General features: G+C 49.9%; 24 protein-coding genes. 19 read left to right on the top strand and 5 right to left on the bottom strand.

Annotation, left to right across the window (positions count from 1 at the left end):
* Positions 1-70: 70 nt before the first annotated feature.
* The 6 genes from CJA_RS04235 (at position 71) to CJA_RS04260 (ending at position 7125) form a co-directional block, all read left to right on the top strand.
* Positions 71-2650 (top strand): LPS-assembly protein LptD, encoded by a 2580-nt coding sequence (locus tag CJA_RS04235; protein ID WP_012486519.1) that lies wholly within the window; start codon positions 71-73, stop codon positions 2648-2650.
* A 25-nt stretch (positions 2651-2675) separates the two neighbouring features.
* Positions 2676-3977, top strand: coding sequence for a peptidylprolyl isomerase (locus CJA_RS04240; protein ID WP_049765399.1), 1302 nt, complete (start codon positions 2676-2678; stop codon positions 3975-3977).
* Between the two features lie 87 nt (positions 3978-4064).
* Entirely contained in the window at positions 4065-5069 is a 1005-nt protein-coding gene (gene pdxA, locus CJA_RS04245; protein WP_012486521.1) for a 4-hydroxythreonine-4-phosphate dehydrogenase PdxA, read from the top strand.
* Positions 5070-5087: 18 nt separating this feature from the next.
* A complete protein-coding gene (gene rsmA, locus CJA_RS04250; protein ID WP_041551069.1) occupies positions 5088-5933 on the top strand; it encodes a 16S rRNA (adenine(1518)-N(6)/adenine(1519)-N(6))-dimethyltransferase RsmA in 846 nt (281 codons plus the stop codon).
* Entirely contained in the window at positions 5930-6304 is a 375-nt protein-coding gene (gene apaG / locus CJA_RS04255) for a Co2+/Mg2+ efflux protein ApaG (protein ID WP_012486523.1), read from the top strand. The genes rsmA and apaG overlap by 4 nt, the downstream gene beginning before the upstream one ends.
* Positions 6305-6312: 8 nt before the next feature.
* Entirely contained in the window at positions 6313-7125 is an 813-nt protein-coding gene (locus CJA_RS04260; RefSeq protein WP_012486524.1) for a symmetrical bis(5'-nucleosyl)-tetraphosphatase, read from the top strand.
* Between the two features lie 5 nt (positions 7126-7130).
* Here CJA_RS04260 and CJA_RS04265 read toward each other — a convergent pair whose 3' ends face one another.
* Positions 7131-8063, bottom strand: a complete 933-nt coding sequence (locus tag CJA_RS04265; protein WP_049765400.1) for a DUF4114 domain-containing protein — start codon at positions 8061-8063, stop codon at positions 7131-7133.
* A gap of 649 nt (positions 8064-8712) precedes the next feature.
* Here CJA_RS04265 and coxB point away from each other — a divergent pair.
* The 4 genes from coxB to CJA_RS04285 are packed head-to-tail and all read left to right on the top strand — an operon-like array spanning position 8713 to position 12907.
* A complete protein-coding gene (gene coxB, locus CJA_RS04270) occupies positions 8713-9858 on the top strand; it encodes a cytochrome c oxidase subunit II (RefSeq protein ID WP_012486526.1) in 1146 nt (381 codons plus the stop codon).
* 41 nt (positions 9859-9899) lie between these two features.
* A complete protein-coding gene (ctaD, locus tag CJA_RS04275) occupies positions 9900-11456 on the top strand; it encodes a cytochrome c oxidase subunit I (protein ID WP_392397695.1) in 1557 nt (518 codons plus the stop codon).
* Between the two features lie 19 nt (positions 11457-11475).
* Positions 11476-12003 (top strand): cytochrome c oxidase assembly protein, encoded by a 528-nt coding sequence (locus CJA_RS04280; protein WP_012486528.1) that lies wholly within the window; start codon positions 11476-11478, stop codon positions 12001-12003.
* Between the two features lie 22 nt (positions 12004-12025).
* Entirely contained in the window at positions 12026-12907 is an 882-nt protein-coding gene (locus CJA_RS04285; protein WP_012486529.1) for a cytochrome c oxidase subunit 3, read from the top strand.
* Between the two features lie 7 nt (positions 12908-12914).
* Here CJA_RS04285 and CJA_RS04290 read toward each other — a convergent pair whose 3' ends face one another.
* Positions 12915-13124 (bottom strand): DUF2909 domain-containing protein, encoded by a 210-nt coding sequence (locus tag CJA_RS04290; RefSeq protein ID WP_041551071.1) that lies wholly within the window; start codon positions 13122-13124, stop codon positions 12915-12917.
* A gap of 25 nt (positions 13125-13149) precedes the next feature.
* Between CJA_RS04290 and CJA_RS04295 the strand changes: the two genes are divergently transcribed.
* The 9 genes from CJA_RS04295 (at position 13150) to CJA_RS04335 (ending at position 20748) form a co-directional block, all read left to right on the top strand.
* The gene (locus CJA_RS04295) at positions 13150-13911 is read left to right on the top strand and encodes an SURF1 family protein (protein WP_012486531.1); all 762 of its coding nucleotides are present in this window, start codon (positions 13150-13152) and stop codon (positions 13909-13911) included.
* An 85-nt stretch (positions 13912-13996) separates the two neighbouring features.
* A complete protein-coding gene (locus CJA_RS04300) occupies positions 13997-14566 on the top strand; it encodes a hypothetical protein (protein ID WP_012486532.1) in 570 nt (189 codons plus the stop codon).
* A gap of 2 nt (positions 14567-14568) precedes the next feature.
* Positions 14569-15636: a COX15/CtaA family protein gene (locus CJA_RS04305; protein ID WP_012486533.1), complete on the top strand. Its 1068-nt coding sequence runs from the start codon at positions 14569-14571 to the stop codon at positions 15634-15636.
* Positions 15626-16576, top strand: coding sequence for a heme o synthase (gene cyoE / locus CJA_RS04310; protein WP_012486534.1), 951 nt, complete (start codon positions 15626-15628; stop codon positions 16574-16576). Before CJA_RS04305 ends, cyoE begins: the two co-directional genes overlap by 11 nt.
* Entirely contained in the window at positions 16539-17042 is a 504-nt protein-coding gene (locus tag CJA_RS04315; RefSeq protein WP_012486535.1) for a copper chaperone PCu(A)C, read from the top strand. Before cyoE ends, CJA_RS04315 begins: the two co-directional genes overlap by 38 nt.
* Before the next feature lie 134 nt (positions 17043-17176).
* Entirely contained in the window at positions 17177-17713 is a 537-nt protein-coding gene (locus CJA_RS04320) for an SCO family protein (protein ID WP_238526820.1), read from the top strand.
* A gap of 237 nt (positions 17714-17950) precedes the next feature.
* Positions 17951-18550 carry a Yip1 family protein gene (locus CJA_RS04325; protein WP_012486537.1) on the top strand — a complete coding sequence of 200 codons (600 nt, stop codon included), beginning with the start codon at positions 17951-17953 and terminating at the stop codon, positions 18548-18550.
* A gap of 160 nt (positions 18551-18710) precedes the next feature.
* Complete coding sequence (locus tag CJA_RS04330) at positions 18711-19463, top strand: putative porin (RefSeq protein ID WP_041551075.1); 753 nt, start codon at positions 18711-18713, stop codon at positions 19461-19463.
* 133 nt (positions 19464-19596) lie between these two features.
* On the top strand, positions 19597-20748 hold the full coding sequence (locus tag CJA_RS04335; protein ID WP_012485938.1) for an IS4-like element ISCja2 family transposase: 1152 nt from the start codon (positions 19597-19599) through the stop codon (positions 20746-20748).
* A gap of 53 nt (positions 20749-20801) precedes the next feature.
* Here CJA_RS04335 and hemL read toward each other — a convergent pair whose 3' ends face one another.
* Genes hemL through CJA_RS04350 form a run of 3 tightly spaced genes read right to left on the bottom strand, consistent with a single transcriptional unit; the run spans position 20802 to position 23147 of the window.
* On the bottom strand, positions 20802-22082 hold the full coding sequence (hemL, locus tag CJA_RS04340) for a glutamate-1-semialdehyde 2,1-aminomutase (RefSeq protein ID WP_012486540.1): 1281 nt from the start codon (positions 22080-22082) through the stop codon (positions 20802-20804).
* 29 nt (positions 22083-22111) lie between these two features.
* Positions 22112-22723, bottom strand: a complete 612-nt coding sequence (gene thiE / locus CJA_RS04345) for a thiamine phosphate synthase (RefSeq protein WP_041551077.1) — start codon at positions 22721-22723, stop codon at positions 22112-22114.
* A gap of 1 nt (position 22724) precedes the next feature.
* Positions 22725-23147: a CopD family protein gene (locus tag CJA_RS04350; RefSeq protein WP_012486542.1), complete on the bottom strand. Its 423-nt coding sequence runs from the start codon at positions 23145-23147 to the stop codon at positions 22725-22727.

Here is a 23147-nt window from a genome sequence, read left to right on the forward strand (position 1 = left end):
GAAATACCTGGCGCCGCCTGCTCGTCGCCCCGTCCGCCAGCGCGGACCCGCCCATGAGAGATAGCTGTTAATGGCCCCAACCCGACATTCCCGCGCGCGCAATCCGACGGCTTTACACCTTTTATCGCGCTTTCCGCTGTCGCGCCTGGCACATGCCCTGGCGCTGCACTCCCTGTATTTATCGCTGGGGATGGCTGCCGGTATGTCCGCTATGCAGGGCGCCTGGGCTGACAGTGTCGATGAAGGCGTGGCGCGTCGCCTGGACTGGGTGCCTTTGGAGGAACTGACGGAAGAGCAGCGCAAAACGGTACCTACTGCCTGCTGTGGTGCCTATATTGCTCCCGCCCGTACCGATCCCGAGGCAGATATGGACCCGGAGAAGGCGAGTTTGCTGGGGTCTGCCAATATGTCCGAGCTGGAACAGCAGTCCACGGTGGTGCTGCGCGAGGATGTACGCCTGACCCAGGGGCGGCGCTCTATTTCTACCGATTTGTTCAAGCTGGATAAGGAGTCCTCCGAGGCGGAGTTGCGCGGCAATATCATGATGCGTGAGCCGGGCTTGCTGGTGCGGGCGGAAAGTGCGCGGATGAATATCCAGAGCGGCGACGGTCGCCTTGATAATGCCGAGTTCGTGCTCTACGAAACCCGCATCCATGGCCGTGCCGACAGCCTGGAGAAGTTTGGCGATAACGTCATAGTGCTTGAAGGCGGCAGCCTTACCAGTTGTGAGCCGGGAGATAACACCTGGTCTATTGAAGGCTCCAATATCACCATCCACAACGACAAACGCTACGGTACCGCCAAGCATATGCGCCTTGAGGTGCTGGATGTGCCTGTGGCCTATGCTCCCTACTTCCGGTTTCCGGTGGGGCCCGACCGACTGACAGGGTTTTTATTTCCCTCCATTGGTGTGGGAACGGACGGTATCACTGAACTCAGTGTTCCCTTTTACTGGAATATCGCCCCCAACCTGGATGCCACCCTGACGCCCCGCTACCTGGATGATCACGGTTATCTTTTCTATAGCGAAGTGCGCCATATGTCGCCGCACTTTGATACAGAGTTCAGTGGCAGTTTTCTGCACAATGATCGCGACGGACTGAGCAAGCGCCAGCGCTCACAGCTGGAGCAGGGCCTGATCAGCGAGGATGAGGTATACCTGTATCGCGGTGAAGACCGCTGGCAGTACAACCTGTTTCAGGAAGGCGGCCGCAACCAGCGCTGGCATACCGAAATTGATTACACCGAAGTCAGTGATACCGACTACATTCGCGACATTGATCGCGGCGCTGTGGATTTGAATCGCGAAGCCTATGTGCGGCAAAAATTCCTGATGAGCTATGTGGGTCGCAACTGGCAGCTGAGCGCAAAAGCGGAAGAGCTGCAGTTGCTGACGGAAACCCAGCTACCTTACCGCGAGCTACCGCGTATCAATGCCAATGGTCGCTACCGGTTCAATGACTGGGTACTGGAGCTGCGCAACGAATTTACCCATTTCTCGCAGAATACCCATTACGAATTGCCCACCGATAACCTGATCTTCGGTGATCGTATGCGCGCGGACTATGGTTTCGGATGGGACAAAGAATTTACCGCCGGTTTTATCAAACCGCGCGTCGGTGTCAAGATGCTGGGCTACCAGTTGGAGGAAGACAGCCTGGTCGCGGGCGCTGATGCCGAGCCAGGCTTTATCACGCCCCAGGGCTCGCTCGACATGGGCTTGTATTTTGAGCGCGATAAAACCCTGTTCAACAAGGGCTTTACCCAAACACTGGAGCCGCGGGTTTTTTATCTTTACCGCGATTATGAAAACCAGGACTCGCTCTTTGGCCTGACCGCCAACAACCGCTACCTGAATTTTGATAGTTCGATACTGCCGCTGACGTACCAGCAGTTATTCCGCGATTCGCGCTTTTCGGGCGGGGACCGCCTGGATGATACCAACCAGATTACCTTTGGCCTGACCTCGCGTTTTATCGACAATCGCGATGGTGTAGAGCGGCTGCGCCTGGGGATTGGCCAGATTACCTACCTGGAAGATCGCAATATCAGCCTGACTGCCCAGGCAGACGAGTTGGCGCGCAACCGCGAGACCAGCTCGATGATTGCCGGCCTGGTATCCGGGCAAATAGGCGATAACCTGCGTTTTACTAACGATATTACCTACGATCAATACAATGACCAGCTCTATGCCTTGAGCAGCAGTGTCCGCTATATGGATGATAAGTACCGTATCGTGAATTTTGGCTACAGGTTCAGCCGTGATCGCCAATCGTTAAGCCCTATAAACCCGATTCCTGTGCGCGGCGAGGATCTGAGCCAGCTGGATATCTCGACCCTGTGGCCTGTGGCCAACCAGTGGTCTGTGATTGCACGGGCCAATTACGATTTTAACTACAATGCGGAACTCGATGCCTTTGTGGGGCTCGAATACGACGATTGTTGCTATCGTGTCCGCCTGCTGGCACGTCGGTGGGTGGATTTTGACCTTACGTCCAACTTCCTGGAGTCGCTCGACAGAGATGATTTCGACCAGGGGATCTTTGTAGAAATCCAGCTCAAGGGTATTGGCAGCCTGAGTCGCCGCATCAGTACCCTGCTGGACAAGGCAATTATCGGCTTCACCGAGCGTGAGCAGGCTTTACAATAAAAGAGTGAATAGAGTGATCAATGTAATGAAAAGTGGTTTGGTGAAACTGGGTAAGGGCATGTTGTTGGGCAGCCTGCTGGTCTATGCCGGTTGGCTACAAGCGCAACCGCGTACGGTGGAGCTGGATCGTGTCGTTGCTATTGTGGACGATGACGTTGTGTTGGAGTCCGAGTTAAACGAGCGCAAGGCGTCTATCATGGAGCGTCTGCAGGGCCAGTATCAGCAACTGCCACCGGAAGATGTACTCAATAAGCAAATCCTTGAACAATTAATCGTCGAGCGCATTGAACTGGGCCTGGCCAAACGCTATGACATCAGTATTGATGAAGCGGAAATCGACCAGGCAATTGCCCGTATTGCCCAGAAAAACCAGGTTTCGGCGGCGGCTTTGGAAGCAGACCTTAAACGCCAGGGGCTGGATATGAGTGGCTTGCGTGAGCAATTGCGCAAGGATTTAACCATCAACCAGCTGCAGCAGGGTGTGGTTAACAGCCGCATAAAAATCAGCGAACAGGATATTGATAACTTCCTGGCCTCCAGTGACGGTAAATATGCGACCTCACCGGACTACCATATAGGCCATATCCTGATTTCCGTTTCCAGCTCGGCGGATGCAGAAATGGTCGAGCAAGCGGAAAACCAGGCCAATGATATCTACAAAAAATTGCAGGGCGGGGCAGACTTTGCCCAGATGGCTATCAGCTATTCGAAAGACCAGGCTGCATTGCAAGGCGGTGATATAGGTTGGCGCAAGCTGGCGCAATTGCCGGAGCTCTTTGGTAACGAAATGATGAAGCTGTCACCCGGCCAGGTTTCCAAACCTTTCCGCAGTGGTGCCGGGTTCCATATCCTGAAAAATATTGAACAGCGCGGTGGTGGTGCACAGATGGTGGAGCAAACCCATGCGCGCCATATCCTGGTGAAAACCTCTGAGATTATGGATGACCGCCAGGCGCGTGAAAAATTGTTGGGCCTGCGCGAACGCATCCTCAAGGGCGAAGACTTTGCCAAGCTGGCGCGTGAAAATTCCGAGGATACCGGCTCTATGCTCAGCGGCGGTGACCTGGGTTGGTCGACGCCCGGCATGTTTGTTCCGGCATTTGAAGAAGCTATGGCACAAACCGGCATTGGCGATATCAGCCGTCCCTTCAAAAGCCAGTTTGGCTGGCATATCCTGCAAGTCCTCGAACGTCGCCAAACCGACATGAGCGACCGTATGAAGCGCAACCAGGCTGCCAATGTGCTGCGTTCGCGCCGCTTTGATGAAGAGTTCCAGTTGTGGTTGACCCAAATCCGCGAAGAAGCCTACGTCGAAATTAAACTCTGATCGACTTTAGGTCCCAGACGGCTAAGACAATCCGCTAGAATGGCGGACTTGTTTTAGCCGTTTTCTTTTGGTGCCCAGGATGTTGTCATGACCCCATCGCCCTGTTATCGAATTGCCATCACGCCCGGTGAGCCCGCGGGTATAGGTCCGGATTTGGTGGTGAGCCTGGCGCAGGAAGTGCAACCCCATCAACTGGTCGCCATTGCGGATCCGGCAATGCTTAACGAGCGTGCTACAGCCTTGGGGTTGCCATTAATGATCAAGCCCTTCGACCCCGGATTACCGGTACAGCCGTCGCAGCCGGGAGAGCTGGTTGTGCTGCCGGTAACCCTGGCGGAAGCGGCAGTTCCCGGACAGCTCAATGTCAAAAATGCGCCCTATATCCTGCGCACACTGGATGCCGCCATTGAGGGGTGCCTGGAGGGTATTTTTGCAGCCCTGGTAACCGGGCCGGTACACAAAAGCATTATTAACGATGCCGGTATCGCCTTTAGCGGACACACGGAATACCTGGCGGAAAAAACCGGCACAGACAAGGTTGTGATGATGCTGGCAACGGAAGGGCTGCGGGTTGCATTGGCTACGACCCATCTACCGCTTAAGGATGTGCCCGCGGCGATTACAGCGGCAGAGCTCACGCGCGTTACCGACATCCTGTATCGAGACCTGCAAACCCAATTTGGTATTGCTGTGCCGCGTATCCTGGTTTGCGGCCTTAATCCGCATGCCGGTGAAGGCGGACATTTGGGCCGTGAAGAAATTGAGGTGATTGAACCCGTACTGGCGCAGTTGCGTGCAAAGGGAATGACACTCATTGGCCCCTTGCCTGCGGATACCCTATTTACCCCCAAATACCTCAAGGACGCCGATGCCGTGTTGGCCATGTACCACGACCAGGGATTGCCGGTACTCAAGTACAAAGGCTTTGGCCAGGCAGTCAACATTACCCTCGGATTACCTATTATCCGAACCTCGGTGGATCACGGTACCGCCCTGGACCTGGCCGCGACCGGTAAGGCAGATCTCGGCAGTTTACGCACTGCATTGGCCTATGCCCAAACTATGGTGTCCGCCAAATATGCCCGCCGCTAATTGGAACAATACCTTGCTATGAAGAAACTGCTCAACAGTGAGAATACACACAAGGCGCGCAAGCGCTTTGGCCAAAACTTTCTGGTAGACCATGGAATCATTCGCGACATAGTGCGCGCGGTACATCCACAAAAGACCGATGTTGTGGTAGAGATTGGCCCCGGTAAGGGGGCTATTACCGAATTGCTGGCAGATGCATGCGATAACCTGAGTGTGATCGAACTGGATCGCGACCTGGTGCCCTGGCTAAAGGTAAAGTTTGAAAAACACCCCAACTTCCAACTGTTCCAGGCCGATGCCTTGCGTTTTGATTTTCGCCAGCTGATCAAGCCTGGTCAGCCGTTGCGTATTGTCGGTAATCTTCCCTATAACATTTCCACGCCGCTGATTTTTCATCTGCTGGGCTATGCCAACCAGGTGAAAGACATGCACTTTATGTTGCAGAAAGAAGTGGTCAAGCGAATGGCCGCCGAGCCCGGTTCCGGGGCCTATGGTCGCCTGGGGATCATGGTGCAGTATTTCTGTGCAGTAGAAAATTTATTTGAGGTGCCGCCAACATCGTTTGATCCACCGCCGAAAGTGGATTCAGCGATTGTCCGTCTGGTTCCCCATCAGCAATTGCCTTATCTCGCCAACAATTTGAAGACGTTGGAAACACTGGTGAATGTGGCTTTCCAACAGCGTCGGAAAACCCTGCGCAATTCCTTAAAGTCCCTGCTGAGTATGGCGCAACTGGATAGCCTGCCGGTGGATCTGAACTTGCGCCCTGAAAATATTAGCCTGGCCGAATATGTGCAGATCAGTAACTTGCTGGGCGATGTAACCCCGGTGACCACTGTTGGCCCGGAAGAGGATATTGAATGACCACTAACCTGATTCATGTCAGCGTAAAAACCAGCTATATCACTGCACAATCGCAACCGGTCGAGCAGCGTTATGTATATTCCTACACGATCACCATTGCCAATCAGGGCGATGAGCCGGCACAACTGATCAGCCGCCACTGGCGCATCACCGATGCCAATGAAAAACTGCAGGAAGTGCGCGGTACAGGGGTTGTTGGTGAACAACCGGTGATTGCACCCGGAAAAAGTTACACCTATACCAGCGGTGTTATCCTGGAAACAGAAACCGGCATTATGGAGGGGAGTTACCAGATGCGCAGTGAAAGCGGTATTGAGTTTGATGCGCCTATTCCAGCCTTTGCGCTGGTTCCCCCTCATGCTGTTCACTGAGGGTTGAGATGGCCACCTATGCAATTGGCGATATTCAGGGCTGCTATGAACCGCTGCAATGCCTGTTGGAAAAAATCGATTTCGATACTGCAAAAGACAAACTCTGGCTCGTGGGAGATTTAATTAATCGCGGCCCGGATAGCCTTGCCACCTTGCGCTTTCTCTATTCTATTCGCTCATCGCTTGAAGTGGTGTTGGGAAATCACGATTTGCATTTGCTGGCGGTGTATTTTGGCCTGCGCAAACAAAATAAAAGCGATACGTTAACACCGATATTGGAGGCGCCGGATGCGCCGGAATTAATTCACTGGCTGCGCCAGCAAAAGCTTATGCACCATGACGCGACCTTGGGCTATGCATTGGTTCATGCCGGTATCCCCCCTATATGGTCTCTGGACAAGGCATTGGCTTGCGCGCGTGAAGTGGAAGATTATTTGCGTGGCCCGGATTTTAAAACCTTTCTTGCCCATATGTATGGCAACCAACCGTCCGTGTGGGATGACAGCCTGCAGGGCCAGGAGCGCCTGCGGTTAATAACCAACTATTTCACACGGATGCGCTTTTGTAGCGCAGACGGGGAGTTGGAATTAACCACCAAGGAAAACGCGGCTGCAGCACCGCCCGGCTTTGCGCCCTGGTTCAGTTTTATGCAGCGCAAGACCCGCCAGGATCGCATTTTGTTCGGCCACTGGGCTGCATTGGAAGGGCAGGTGAGTACCGCCAATGTCTATGCCCTGGATACCGGTTGTGTGTGGGGTGGGTATTTAACCGCTATGTGTCTGGAAACAGGCGCATTGGTGCAATGCGCCTGTGAAGCATGAGGCAATCAGTTGGCTGCGAGGCGGCGGCGCCATGCCATACCGCCCAGCATCAACAGTAACAGGCCAAGGCTGGCTGGTTCGTTAACGAGGATAGGGGGAATCTCGATATCGACAGTGACACCTTCAAACAGGAAAATATTGTCGTTGTAGTCGCGATCGCCACCGCCCCAGATATCTTCAAATCCTACCAGGTATTTGTTATTACCAAGGTTAAGCACTTTGGTATGGATTTGTTTGTCATTCCATCCCAGTGCATCCTGGTTATTACTGGCCGCCCCGCTAAAGAAATAATTGGTATTGGGGTAGTGAATATTATCGGCGTTATAGTGTAAAACCAGCGCTTGCAGGCCAAACACCAGATTATCACCGATGGTCAGGCCGGAGATTTCCCGCGACTGCCCCAGGTTCGAGGGTACACAGGTGTTCCCGGCCTTGGCTTGTGCATACAGGCAATCGCCGCGTGTCTCAAACAGGGTATTACTGGCACTGACTGGATTGTAAGTATTCAGGTTATTGGTGCCACCGGCCGTGTATATCGGGTTCCAGAACGCCTGGGTATCAAATTCACCACTGCCTGCGTAGGCCAGGAACAAAAACGAATCGCGCGCAGCACCGGTCCCCAAATAAGTCACCCGCACTTTATCTGAAGCCGCTATTAGTCCTGCCCCATTGTTATCCTGTAGGGGGGCATTACGAAATTCCCCCAGGATGGATTCATCAATATTAAACAGATCATCACCATTATTAACGGTATAGCGTGAAAACCACTCATTCGTTCCCGGTGTCGCACCCGGTGTGGCAATAATCTGATGGGGGGCGGTAGCTCCCGTCCAGCCACTGCCATTGGTGCTGGCATCAAACAGGTTACTAATAGTAAACGCCTGGGTGGCTGCGCTGACCAATGACAGGCCGCTGGCGATAAGCAGTGAATAACGCATGGCTGTTCCGTAGTAAGTAAGTGGTATTGACCGAGGTATATAGTTATGAATAAAAAAGCTGCTAAAAAACTATCATGCGCCATTTTGTGATGCCATCGGCATTTTTATGAATACGAATGCAAACCTATGTGCCAAGGTGAGCTGAGGATTATTTAGATCCGCTGGCAGCTCAACCCTGGGTTGAAACGGGTTTCATTGAATTTTTTTGTTATATGCAAAAACACACTTAGCTTAATTGTTTTCAAGGCGTGGCTTTGCTTGCGTTTTATTAAGTGATAGTTATATTTAAAACGTCGTTTAGTCGTTAATCGGCTGTTAACGAGGCATTTTGTATCTGGTAGATACGTTGTTGGAATTGAGGTGACCGGTTTTTCTGGTACGTCCTGTATTCTGGCCCCATGTCATTTTATGCCGCCAGTGGCTGTTCTTGTTGTCAGGTCGCACCTTTTACATGCTACCCGCTGTGAATCGGGATTCGCCGCGCGTGAGGTAGCAAGCATCACCTGATTCCTTTTGGTTAAAGCCCTGCTTTAATCCGCATTTTTTGTTGCTGCTGTGAGTGTCAATTCCTATTCGTGCTGCGGAAGGTATGCTCACACCTGTGCATCTGCGATTTCCAACATTAACGTTTATAAGAAGGAGTCGTACCGTGGAATGCCATTCGTTTGCACAACGGGTTAGCTATGTCATCACGTTTGTGCTGTTACCCTCTTTGGCATATGCCGATACCCCGCGTTACAACATGACCCGCGGGGTAACGGATATCAGCCAGCAGGTGTATCAGCTGCATATGATTATTTTTTATATCTGCTGTGCGATAGCGGTTGTTGTATTCGGATTGATGTTCTGGTCTATCGTGCGCCATCGCAAGTCCAAGGGGAATGAGCCTGCTAAATTTCACGGCAGCCTGAAAATGGAGGTTTTATGGACGGCGATTCCCGTTGTTATCCTGGTGGTGATGGCGATTCCAGCTACCAAAACGCTGATTGCGATGGAGGATACATCCAAAGCGGATATCACCGTGTTGGTTACCGGCTCCCAATGGAAATGGCATTACAAATATCTTGAGTACCCCATCGATTTTTATTCGCGCTTATCGACACCGCGCGAGCAAATCGTAAATGAGGCAGAAAAAGATAATAATTATTTGCTGGAAGTTGATAAGCCCTTGGTGATTCCCACCGATAAAAAGGTTCGTTTTCTGGTTACCTCAGATGATGTAATCCACTCATGGTGGGTTCCCGCCTTTGCTGTAAAAAAAGATGCAAATCCGGGGTTTATCAATGAAACCTGGGCCCGTGTTAACAAGCCGGGTGTTTATCGCGGTCAATGTGCTGAACTCTGCGGCAAAGATCACGCCTATATGCCTGTGGTGGTAGAGGCGAAAAGTCCACAGGAGTTTGAGCGTTGGACGCAACAGCAGATAGCAGAAATAGAAGCGGCCAAAGCTGCTGAGGCAGCCAAGGGTACTATGTCCATGGATGAACTTATGGCATTGGGTAAAACCACGTACGACACCCACTGTGCGGCCTGTCACCAGGTGTCGGGTGAAGGGCTGGCAGGTGTTATCCCTGCACTTAAAGGCAGTGTCATGGCGACTCAGGATATGCCTGGCCATATTCATATTGTGCTCCATGGCAAACCGGGAACAGCCATGCAGGCCTATAGCAAGCAGTTAAGTAATAGTGAAATGGCAGCGGTGATTACCTACGAGCGTAATGCCTGGGGTAATAGCACGGGCGATCTGGTTCAACCTGCGGACATTGCTGCCGCCCTCAATGCGGAGAAACCATAATGAGCACCGAGCGCAGCAGTGCACTGTCACCTTCTGTTCATGTGGATCACGATCACAAGCCGCATGGTATAAGCCGTTGGTTATTGACGACCAACCATAAAGATATTGGCACGCTCTACCTGGTATTTTCACTAACCATGTTATTCATTGGCGGTATGCTTGCCATGGTAATCCGGGCGGAGTTATTCCAGCCCGGGCTGCAATTTGTGGAGCCGCATTTCTTCAACCAGATGACCACTATGCATGGTCTTATCATGGTGTTTGGGGCAATTATGCCGGCCTTTGTCGGTTTAGCCAATTGGATGATTCCCTTAATGATTGGCGCACCGGATATGGCATTGCCACGCATGAATAACTGGAGCTTCTGGATATTGCCCTGTGCGTTTTTAATTCTGCTCTCTACCCTGTTTATGGAGGGCGGTGCCCCGGCTGCCGGATGGACCTTCTATGCACCACTGTCGACAACCTATAGCGGCGATAGCACAGCATTTTTCGTATTTTCTGTGCATCTCATGGGTGTTTCTTCGATCATGGGCGCGATCAATGTCATCGTCACCATTGTTAACTTGCGCGCACCGGGAATGACCTGGATGAAACTGCCCTTGTTTGTATGGACCTGGCTTATCACGGCATTTTTACTGATCGCGGTCATGCCGGTTCTTGCCGGTGCAGTCACTATGGTCTTAACGGATAAATATTTTGGAACCAGTTTTTTTAATGCGGCTGGCGGCGGTGATCCGGTTATGTTCCAGCATATCTTCTGGTTCTTTGGCCATCCGGAAGTCTACATCATGATTTTGCCTGCCTTTGGCATTATCTCCGCCATAGTTCCCACCTTTTCACGCAAACCATTGTTTGGTTATGAATCCATGGTAATTGCTACCGCGAGTATTGCATTGCTGTCGTTCCTGGTTTGGGCACACCATATGTTTACCACCGGCATGCCAGTTTTTGCAGAGCTGTTTTTTATGTATGCGACTATGCTGATTGCCGTACCAACCGGGGTAAAAGTATTTAACTGGGTTGCCACTATGTGGCGAGGGGCACTGACGTTTGAAATCCCCATGATGTTTGCAATTGCGTTTATCGTGTTATTTACGATTGGAGGGTTGTCCGGATTAATGCTCGCCATAGTGCCGGCAGATTTCCAATACCACGATACCTACTTTGTTGTGGCACATTTTCATTATGTACTGGTTACCGGTGCGCTCTTTGGCATTATTTCCGGTGTTTATTTCTGGTTGCCCAAGTGGACCGGGGTGATGTATAGCGAAAAACTGGCACAGGCACACTTCTGGTGTTCATTAGTATCAGTAAACCTATTATTTTTCCCCATGCATTTTGTTGGTTTGGCGGGAATGCCTCGCCGTATTCCTGATTATGCCTTGCAGTTTGCAGACATGAATGCCTTGATCAGTATCGGTGGTTTTTTATTTGGATTGTCGCAACTGTTATTTGTTTGGATGGTAGTGCGCTGTATGCGAGGGAAAGGTGAAAAAGCAACTGATCGGGTATGGGAAGGCGCCCATGGGCTTGAGTGGGAAATTCCGTCGCCAGCACCTTATCACACCTTTCAGGAGCCGCCTGATGTGAAGTAAATAGACTGGATTAATTGACATGAGTAAGCACACTGCCCTGGTATATAAATTACTGCTTGCCTGTACGGTTATGTTTGCCTTTGGTTTTGCACTGGTGCCACTTTATGATGTGTTTTGTCGATATACGGGGTTGAATGGAAAGACAGATAACACACCAGCGGTGGCATCAAAACGTATTGATGGATCGCGCAAAATCCATGTGGAGTTTATCGCTAATATAGACTCGGGAATGCCTTGGAACTTTGAGCCTGACATAGCACAGGTGGACGTGAACCCGGGACAGGTTAAAGTGGTTAGCTATCTTGCAGTGAACCATGCTGACGAAGCTATGGTCGGCCGTGCAGTTCCTTCGGTGTCCCCCGGACAAGCCGCCAAGTATTTTAAAAAAATAGAATGTTTTTGTTTTGTTGAACAGCCGTTGGATGCAGGCCAGGAAAAGCACATGCCGGTACAGTTTTATATAGATGCCGATATCCCAGAGGAATTTAACACCATTACCTTATCTTATCGCATGTACCCGGTGAATCCACAAATGGCTAGCCACTAAATCGCACAATAGAGGAAAGTATATGAGTATCGCACATGAAAAGTACTATGTTCCTCATCAAAGTCATTGGCCAATTGTTGGGGCTCTGGCAATGCTTTTTATTGGCTATGGTGCTGCACTCTTGGTCATTCAATCTTCAGCGGGACGGTTCCCATTTGGATCTCTCTTATTGATTGTCGGTTTTTTGATCCTGTTTGCCATGCTTTTTGGTTGGTTCAGTAATGTCATTGAAGAGTCCACCTCCGGGCTTTACAGCGCGCAAATGGACAGATCATTCCGCCAGGGAATGGTTTGGTTTATTTTTTCGGAGATTATGTTCTTTGCGGCTTTCTTTGGTGCGCTGTTTTATACGCGTATGATTTCCGTACCCTGGTTGGGTGGAGCCAGTAATAATGTTATGACGGGTGAAATTCTCTGGCCGCACTTCGATGCTGTCTGGCCACTGGTAAAAACACCGGGGGGGACAGAAACCCAGGCGATGCCTTGGGCAGGCATTCCGTTATACAACACACTGATCTTGCTGGCGTCCTCTATTACACTTCAGTTTGCTCACATCGGTATTGAAAAAGGACGGTACTTGCAGGTCGGCTTTTTTATGATGTTGACGATTGTGTTGGGATTGCTCTTTTTGGGGTTTCAAGGGTATGAGTATATCCATGCCTATGATGATTTGGGGTTGCGTCTGGATTCCGGTGTATACGGCAATACATTTTTCCTGTTAACCGGGTTTCACGGATTGCATGTAACGCTGGGAACGATTTTCATCATAGTGGTTTTTTTGCGTATCCTGGTGAATAACACCTTTACCACTAATCGCCATTTTGCCTTTCAGGCCGCTGCCTGGTATTGGCATTTTGTGGATGTAGTTTGGTTGACCCTGTTTGTATTTGTTTATGTGTTGTAACGCGTGATTAGTAAGGTCTTGAGTTAGGTGTGATAATCCCGGTCATCATCAGCACAATCAGTAACGCCAGCACCAGGGCGGAGAAAAACAGGCGTCGTCCGAGGAACTTACTCATTTTAGGTGCCTGTTCATCATTTTTAAGCATGATATACAGTGCCTGAAAGAGATTAACGATAACCAGCAACAGCAGGCATATAAAAATAATTTTAAGCAGCATAGTCACAGGGTCCGGGGATTGGTTGATGACAATTATAGCCTTCAATCATTATTGGGTTATACGCTGGCACTGGTTGTTGCTGAATTTATTTGCCGTGGGCATTCTAATTGGGTTATCGATATGGCAATGGCAGCGCGGTGAGGAAAAGGAAAAGACTCTGGCGCGTGTTGCAGAATGGCAGGTAAAAGGCTCACTCAACGCTGATGCCTTGAAGGCGATGAATCCAGCGCAATTGGATGGCGTGCATTTGCAGATGCCCGTACGCTGGTTGGCGCCAGTGGTATGGTTGCTGGATAACCGTATCTATCAAGGCCGTATTGGTTATGACGTTGTGATTCCGGTTGCGGTGGAGCATTTTCACCAGCCGGTTATTGTGAACTTGGGGTGGGTTGAGGCGCCAGTACAACGGAGTGATTTACCGGTGGTAAAAGTCCCCGGGGATTTTTATGTGGATGGTATTTTACGCACGCGTACGGGGGGCCTTTTGTTGGGGCAAAACCTGGAGTCATCAAATAGTTGGCCGCAGCGGATACAGCAGGTTGAGTTTGATCAGCTTTATGCGAGTCTACCGACAGATATGCACCAGGAGTATAAAGACCTGTATCCGGGAGTCGTCTACCAGCAGCAAGGGACCCGTTTTATCAGTTACTATCGCCCAGTTGTTATGCCACCGGAAAAGCATCGGGCTTATGCCCTGCAGTGGGCCTTACTCGCGCTGGCTGTGACTATTATTGCATTGGTTGCCAGTGCCCGTCGGCGCGAGACAATGCCTAAGCCGCCTGATTAAAAAATCCAGCAACAACTGGATATTGCGGTGAGAGAGTAAATACTTAATAACGATTAATAACAACACAACGCAAAGGAGTTTCGTAATGACCAGTGGTAAATTCTTTGCGCTTTTTTTGCTGTGTATCGGTGCGCCTCTGGCGCTGGCCAAGTTGTCGCTTGATCAGGGTTGGTTTAGTCAGGTGAATACCAACAACAAAGGTCAGTGGTTATCCCATGAGGTGCGGGCGATATTTCCTGTTTCATCAATGGTGAGTGATACAACCTTAGCGTTGGTTAAAGAATGGCATCTGGTGTATGTATCCACAGAAAAATGCTCTCATCAATGTGAGCAGGCTCTTGTGACCTTGCAACAACTTTATACCGGTTTGGGACGTAAACAGCAAAAATTACAAACCCTGGTTGCTGCACCAGTAGCTCCGCCCGGGCTGGATCACTATCCTGTTGTGGAATGGATGCCCCTGGCTCCTGCATTGGCCGCCTTTGATCAGCAGATCTTATTGTTTAATCAGGAAGGCCTTGCTCTTCTGCAATATCCCTTGTCGCACGATGTTGCGCACAAGGATATGGCAGGTATCCATGATATGGCACTAACTGCCCGGGATATTCGCTCCGATTTGTTGCGCTTGATGAATTATGACCGGGGGGGATTATAACAATGGAAAAAAGGCTCAAGCGTTTTCGTCTGCTGGTCAATGCAACGTTAGTACTGACCTTAATGGTTATTGCCTTGGGGGCCTATACCCGCTTGACGGACGCTGGCCTTGGCTGCCCTGATTGGCCGGGATGCTATGGTTTGTTACATGCGCCAAGCAAAGATCATCACATTGAAAGGGCACAGGCTAATTTCCCTGAGGCAACTATTGAGCCTCATAAAGCGCGCAATGAAATGCTGCATCGTTATATTGCAGGCTTGTTGGGTTTGTGTGTCGCTGCCATATTTTTCTATAGCCTTATGATCAAACACTTCCGCCGCCTGAGTGGAGCCCTGCTGCTGCTGGTAATTTTTCAGGCCGCTCTGGGCATGTGGACAGTGACACTCAATTTATTACCTCTGGTAGTGCTGGGGCATTTACTGGGTGGTTTTTTTCTCCTGTGTCTTCTAATGCTACTGCGGTTGGAAATTGGCAAAGTGCTGTTAGGGGACAAGCCTATCGGTGTAGAGCCAGCACTGCGCTCACTAATGCCATTGGGCTATTTGGCGGTGGTAGTGCTCGTCATGCAAATTGCCTTGGGTGGTTGGACATCGGCAAATTACGCGGCGGTTGTGTGTTATCAGTTGCCTTTTTGCGAGCCTGGCTGGCAGGAGCGTTTCTCACTGGATGCCGCTTTTCATCTACCACTGGGACATGAAACCTACGAATATGGTGTCTTGCCCTACGAAGCACGTATGACCATTCATGTATTGCACCGCATGGGTGCCATTACAACTGCTCTGGTGTTGGGTTGTTTTATTTGGCTGGTGTGGCGCCGGGCGCAGGAACGGATGGTAAAACATCTATCTCTTGCCGTTTTGGGGTTGCTGTTGATCCAGATTCTGCTGGGGCTAATTAATATTCTGGGACATTTGCCATTGCTCAATGCTGTAGCACATAACCTGGTAGCGGCCAATTTGTTGATGTTCCTTGTTGTGTTAGTGCGCCAGTTACAGTGGCGAACATCACTATCGGTTGCCCATCAACCTGTAGCTGCGGTTATGAGCAGAGGAGAATCTTATGGCAATTAAGCAAGAGCCTCTAAAAACATCCGCGGTTGTGCCGGGCGTTTTGCACAATGCCTGCACCCATTGGCGAGATTACTATCAACTTACCAAACCCAAGGTGGTCGCGCTTTTGGTGTTGACCGCCTGGGTGGGGATGATGCTGGCTGTGCCGGGGTTGCCTGATCTGGGGTTGGTGGTGGCCGCCAGTTTGGGCATAGGTTTGGTAGCGGCAGGCGCGGCTGCTTTTAATCATGTATTGGATCAGAAAATTGATGCACAAATGGCTAGAACCTATATGCGTCCTTTGCCAAAAGGCAAGTTGACTCAGGCTCAGGCACTGGGCTTTGCGAGTAGTTTGGCCGTGCTGGGTTTTACGCTACTTATCGTGGCGGTTAATCCGCTAACCGCATTGCTGACATTGTTCAGTCTGTTGGGGTATGCGGTGGTCTATACCCTGTTGTTAAAGCGGGCTACACCGCAAAATATTGTAATTGGCGGATTAGCGGGTGCTATGCCACCCCTGTTGGGTTGGACGGCTATTACCGGTGAAATTCACAGTCATGCCTTGCTGCTGGTGATGATTATTTTTACCTGGACACCCCCTCACTTCTGGGCACTGGCTATTCATCGCTACAAGGATTACGCCAAAGTCAATATTCCTATGTTACCAGTGACTCATGGCATTGAATTTACCAAATGGGTGATCTTGCTTTATGCATTTTTGCTGCTGGTTGTTTGCCTCCTGCCTTATCTGGTGGGAATGTCAGGTATTATTTATTTGTTGGGCAGTCTTTATCTCAATCTGCGTTTTGTCGCTTATGCCTGGCGGTTGAAATATCGCCCAACACCAGAGGTTGCAATGGAGACATTTCGTTTCTCGATCGTACACTTAATGGTGTTGTTTTTGATTTTGCTGGTGGATCACTATGTGCAGTGGCAATTCCTTACTCCTGAACTATGGTAATTGGTTATTTTTATCGGGCTGGTCTATTGGCAGACGCGCTTTATTGTGTTGTGTGTTACTCGCCCATGCGGTGACCGCCTATGCCGATCTGGATATTCAGCGGGCCTGGGTAAAGCTGGCACCGCCTGGCTCCAGTGTTAATGCTGCTTATATGACCCTTGCTAACACGGGAAATACCCGGATGGTAATCACTCAAGTCAAGGCGGATTGCTGTTCCATGACCATGTTGCACAGAACCCGCCAGCAGGCGGGCAGCGTGACCATGGAGCATCTTGATGAACTGGTATTACCTCCGCACTCACGCATAGAGTTGGCGCCCGGCGGTTTACATATTATGTTGATGCGGATGAACGCCCCGCTTTTATTGAATCATCAGGTGAATTTGCAATTAGTGTTAAGTGATGGACAGGAATACTCGTTAAGTATTCCTGTGTTGCGTGAATGGTCTGATGCAGGGGACCATTAATAATGGTTACTCTTTGGCAGCGCCTGGCCATAGTATTGTTGTTGCTTGTCTGTCTCGTGCTGGGAGTGGTGACAGCTATACAGGGAGTTCATTCTGAAGCTGTTGTGCTTGTCGCGGGTAAAAGGCTTCCTGCTGTGCAATCGGTGCCTGAATTATCGCTGGAAACCCACAAGGGTGATTTACTCAGCCACTCCATTTGGGCAGGCCGTTGGAGCCTGGTATTTTTTGGTTTTGGTTCCTGTCCGGATTATTGCCCACTGGAATTGCAAAAGCTGGCGGGTTTAATGCGTCGTGCTGGTGATCCTGAACAGTTGCAAATCCTTTTTGTAACTGTTGATCCAGAGCGGGATACCCGTGACAAATTAGCCGCTTATGTTGGTTTTTTTCATCCGCATATTCTGGGTGTGCGCGGCCCTAATTCGGAGTTGGCCAGGTTGGCAAGTTTCTTCGGGGCGAGTTATGAGCGCTCGGTGATTATCGACAAGCGTTTGCTCAGCGTTCCCGCGGGTATTGATATGCCTGAAAATGCCGGACCTGCGTATCAGGTAAATCATTCCAATCAGCTGTTTATGGTTAATCCCAGGGGGGAATTTGTTGCTTACTTTTCCCCTCCCTATGAGCCGGATTTACTGTGGCAAGACATCCAAAATCTAATGGCACATGCAAGATAAAATGCACTATGGATTGTCCAATGCATGGATAGATTGAGAAGTTATTCTGAGAGTTATTTTGAACTTTATTTGATCTAATAAGTTGTTTATCTATCGCAGATACGAAGGGTACTTGGCGATATACTCAATACAACACCCGCTTCAGCAGTTTATAGCGATTGTTGGTGTAAACGTCTGATCTAGGGTTGTTGCAGGCATATTCGATAATCATAGCCAATAGCCAACTGGAGGCGAGATATGATTTCTCATGTTGCAGGTCTCTTCACACATCCGTTACAAGAGTGGAAAGAAATTCGGGATACACCCGAAACGCTGACCCACTTGTACTTGGCGCATATTTTGTTTCTCGCAGCGATTCCGCCGGTCTGTATGTATATAGGTACAACCCAGGTTGGCTGGCGAGTTGGTACTGGGTCAACGGTAATGTTGACGGAATCCAGCGCATTAATTATGAGTGTACTGATGTATTTGGCCTTGTTGGTCGGCGTTGCTGTTATGGGCGCTTTTATTGATTGGATGTCGCGCACTTACGATTCATCACCGGGGCTAACTCGTTCAATTGTTTTTTGTGCCTATGCTGCAACTCCGCTATTTATCGCCGGCCTTTGTGCACTTTACCCCAATGTTATTCTGTTCATGCTGGTAGGTATCGGGGCAATTTTTTACACGGTATATTTGCTCTATGCCGGTGTACCTATTTTTATGGGGATTTCGGATGAAGAGGGGTTTGTCTACGCCAGTTCTATATTGACCGTTGGTTTGGTCATGCTGGTGTCTTTGCTTGCCATTACGGTATTAATCTGGAGCTTTGGTTTTGGGCCAGTGTACACTTGGTGATAAAACGCTCTATGTGATTTATATATCAACAGATCATTGTTGAACCGTTTTTAACAATTGATGTTCAGTTTCCATTAATGCCTTCCCGCTAGTATGCCCCTGCACCCGGTGAGCCATCTCCACTTGCCGGGATTACAGCAAAACTATCGAGGAATGATTTATGAAACTGAAATTATTATCAGCTGTTATTGGTCTGGCGTCTTTTTCCGTACTGGCCAACGCTCAGTCAAGCACATACCAGGGTGAGGTATTCGCTGGCTATGGCGAAACAGATGACGCACTGGACTCTTCTGCATACGCTGTTGGCGGCGCGTTCTATTTCTCTCCTGTCAACACAAAAAACCACCCTTTGGCCGAAGCGGCTTTCCTGGAAAAAAGCAGCAATATTTATGCGTTGGTTGGCAGCCAGACCAATGACCTGTTTGATGTAGATTTCCAAAGCGTAGGGGCAGAGTTTTATATTCCCAATTCTATTTTCTATGCAGGGCTGGGCGTTACCCGTGCCAAAGCTGATGGTGGAAGTTGGGATTCACAATGGAATGCCAGCCTTGGTGTAACACCAATTGATGGTTTGCTGGTATGGACCAGTTTCTACGAAGACGTTGATTATTCAGACTATATCAACCTGAATGCAAAATATGTTATGTCTTTGGGCGGTGAGCAGGCGTTGAATATCGAAGGTTCATTTGCAGATGCAGACGGTGGTGAAGAGTTTGGTATTGCCGCTGATTACTATATTGATCGCAACCTGAGCATTGGTACTGCGTATAGTTATGTAAATGCCGATGAGGATATTAAAGACTTCACTGTACGTGCCAGGCAATTTTTTACCAACAGCCTGAGCTTTGATTTGAGCTATACCTTTGGTGACCAGGATGACTCCTGGGGAATCGGTGCAAGCTATCGTTTCTAAGCCAGTACATTGGTAAAAAGGCCGCGTATGCGGCACTGCTGTCCCATAGTTTGTAGATAAAAGAAAAGCCTGTTTTCCAAGTTGATACAATGTAAGTGCGACCAAACATTGGTAAAACAAAGGAAAACAGGCTTTGTCACATTCTAACACCGCATTTCATCAACTACTCAAACCTTTATCGAGACATGAATTTGAAGCGGAAGCTAAAAAGCATCATGTCGGCCAAAAATTGCGCTCGGCCACCCGCTGGGATCAATTTGTCGGCATGGCCATGTCGCAGCTCTCTGGCCGCCAAAGCTTGCGTGATATTCAATCCAATCTCGAAGCACAGCAGCATAAACTTTATCATCTCGGTGCCAAGCCAATAGCCCGTTCAACGTTGGCACGAATCAACGAAGTACAGCCCGCCGAACTCTACAAACACGTATTTGCTCGTCTGCTTCACCGCTGTAAATCCATGCAGGGCAAACACAAATTCCAGTTTAAAAATCCGCTGTACTCCCTTGATGCCAGCGCGATTGATTTATCGCTGTCGGTATTTCCCTGGGCGGCGCATCGAGATGACACAGCAAATGTAAAATTAAGTGTTGGCCTGAATCATGGCACCCAAGTGCCGGAGTTTGTCGCACTCAGTGATGGCCAGGAAAACGACATGATTGAGGGACGAAAATTTGATTTTCCCAAAGGCAGCATCGTTGCGTTTGATAAAGGCTACGTGGATTACCGCTGGTTTAAGTTATTGACAGATAAAGGAGTTTTCTTTGTAACCCGCTTGCGCGCCAAAGCCGTCTATCGCGTGGAAGAACGTCGCTATGCCGACAGCAGCAAAGGTATTATCAGTGATCAGGTCATTCAATTATCCAGCGCTCATGCGATCAAACGCGGCGCACCGAAGTTGCGTCGAATTGGCTATCGTGACGCAACAACCGGCAAATTCTATGAGTTTCTCACCAACAACTTTCAGCTGGCGGCGGCCACAATTGCAGCGATTTATAAGGATCGCTGGCAGGTGGAGTTGTTCTTCAAAGCGATCAAACAAAACCTGAAGATCAAAGCGTTTGTGGGCACTTCAAGAAATGCGGTGTTAACACAAATTTGGATTGCCATGATTACGTATCTATTGTTGGCATTTTCGCGTCACAGCACTAAAGCGGGATGGACAGTTCAACGGATCATGAGGGTAATTCAGTTAAATTTGTTTGAGCGTAGGAGTCTAAAAAGCATCCTGATACCGGACCCGCCGAATCATAAAAAAAGCGAGCCTCAAATGAGGCTCGCCTTATGAGTAGAACTATGGGACAGCAGTGGCGTATGCGGCCTTTTTTATTGCACAGGGAATTATAGGCTGGAAAATACAGCTTCTGCGGCCCCCAGCGTCTGGTCAATATCGCCTTGTGTATGCGCCGTTGACATAAATCCCGCTTCGTAGGACGCAGGTGCGAGATAAATACCGCGCTCCAGCATGCCGTGGAAAAACTTGTTAAAACGCGGTATATCGCAGGCCATGACCTGTTTAAAGTTGGTTACTTTTTTCTCTTCGGTAAAGAAAAAACCGAACATGCTGCCAACATGGTTGGTCGTGAATGGAATGCCTGCTTTGTCTGCCAGGGTCTGTAAGCCTTCAACCAGTTGATTGGTGCGCGCATATAAATGGGGGTATATCTCTGGAGCTTGCAGTAACTCCAGGGTTTTTAATCCGGCGGCCATTGCAACGGGATTACCGGATAAGGTGCCTGCCTGGTACACAGGGCCAGAGGGTGCAATCATTTGCATAATATCGCGCCGACCGCCAAAAGCCCCCACGGGCATACCGCCACCAATTACCTTGCCCAGCGTCGTGATGTCCGCTTTGATGCCATAGTAACCTTGGGCGCCTGTCGGACTGACACGAAAGCCGGTCATCACCTCATCGAGAATCAGCACACTGCCGTAGCGGTCGCACACTTCGCGCAGACACTCCAGAAAGCCGGGTACCGGTGGTACACAATTCATATTGCCAACAACCGGCTCAACAATAATGCAGGCAATTTGTTCACCCAGCTCGGCAAAGCATTCGCGAACCTGCTCAGCATTGTTGTAGTCGAGGGTAATGGTGTGATCAGCCAGAACAGCGGGTACACCGGGTGAGCTGGGCACACCGAGTGTCAGGGCACCTGAGCCGGCTTTGATTAACAGTGAGTCTGAATGTCCGTGATAACAACCTTCGAACTTGATAATTTTGTCGCGTTTAGTAAACGCGCGCGCAAGGCGAATAGCGCTCATGGTGGCTTCTGTGCCAGAGCTGACAAAGCGCACCATATCCATGCCGGGCATGAGTGAACAGAGCTTTTCGGCGAGGGTGGTTTCCCGCTCGGTAGGTGCACCAAAACTTAAGCCGTGTTTAGCGGCGTCAATTACCGTGTTGATGACTTCCGGATGGGCGTGTCCCAATACCATGGGGCCCCAGCTTTGTACATAATCGATATAGCGTTTGCCGTCTGCATCCCATATGTAGGCGCCCAGGGCTTTTTCAAAAAACACGGGGGTACCGCCAACGGCTTTAAACGCGCGAACCGGGGAGTTAACGCCGCCGGGAATATGCTTTTGGGCTTGCAAGAAAAGTTCTTCTGAGCGACTCATAAGCGTTCCTTAAATCCTGTTGCAAAAAATTATAAATGATTAAAACGCTGGGCTTGCGCGGCAATATCTGCTGCGGCGAACAGATCGTGACAAACGGCAAGCTTGTCGGCGCCGGCATCAAGTAGCACAGCGGCATTATCGAGGGTAATCCCGCCGATAACGACCAGGGTGACTTGCGGGAATTTGGCCTTGGCCTCACTGATCAGGGTAAATTTTGCCGGACGGGCATGAGGCTTGGTTTTGGAGGGGAAGAAGCGGCCAAAGGCAATATAACTGGCACCATCCTGGATAGCTTTTTCAGCCAGCGCCAGTGAGTCATGACAGGTCACACCGATAATGGCGGACTCTCCCAGCGAGCGCCGCGCTTCGGCAGGATTGCCATCGTCCTGTCCCAAATGTACACCATGGGCGTTTACTCGCTGCGCCAGTTGCATGTCATCGTTGATGATGAGTTTTGCCTGGTATTGGTTGCACAGACTTACCAGTTGCCGTGCTTCAAGTTCGCGTCGATGATTGTCTGTCGACTTGTCCCGGTATTGGATCCAGCGGCAGCCACCTTGAAGTGCAGCCTCAACACCAAGGGCCAGGCGTTCACCTGGTAATAGCCCGGAATCAGTAATTGCGTAGAGAGTTGAGTTCATTTTAAAAGGGTTTGACCACGACCAGGATGACAATGCCGATTAACAGAAAGACCGGCAACTCGTTGAAGATACGGAAGAACACATGGTTTTTGGTACAGCGATCATCGCGCAATTGTTTGAAATACGCGACGCAGGCGTGATGATATCCGGTCATCAATGCCACAAGGGCCAATTTACACCAGTACCAGGTTTGTGTGGAGTAATAGGCCCAGCCGAGCCAGCTCATCCAGATACCAAAAATAAACACGGCGATCATCGATGGGTTGGCGATGCCGCGCAGTAATTTCCGCTCCATGACTTTGAAGCGCTCCCGGCTGATTTCGTCTTCACTCATACTGTGGTAGACAAACAGTCGGGGCAGATAGAACAGGGCCGCCATCCAGGTCATGACGGCAATGATGTGAAAGGCTTTGATCCAGAGCAT

It is taken from the genome of Cellvibrio japonicus Ueda107 (assembly GCF_000019225.1).
GTDB classification, from domain to species: domain Bacteria; phylum Pseudomonadota; class Gammaproteobacteria; order Pseudomonadales; family Cellvibrionaceae; genus Cellvibrio; species Cellvibrio japonicus.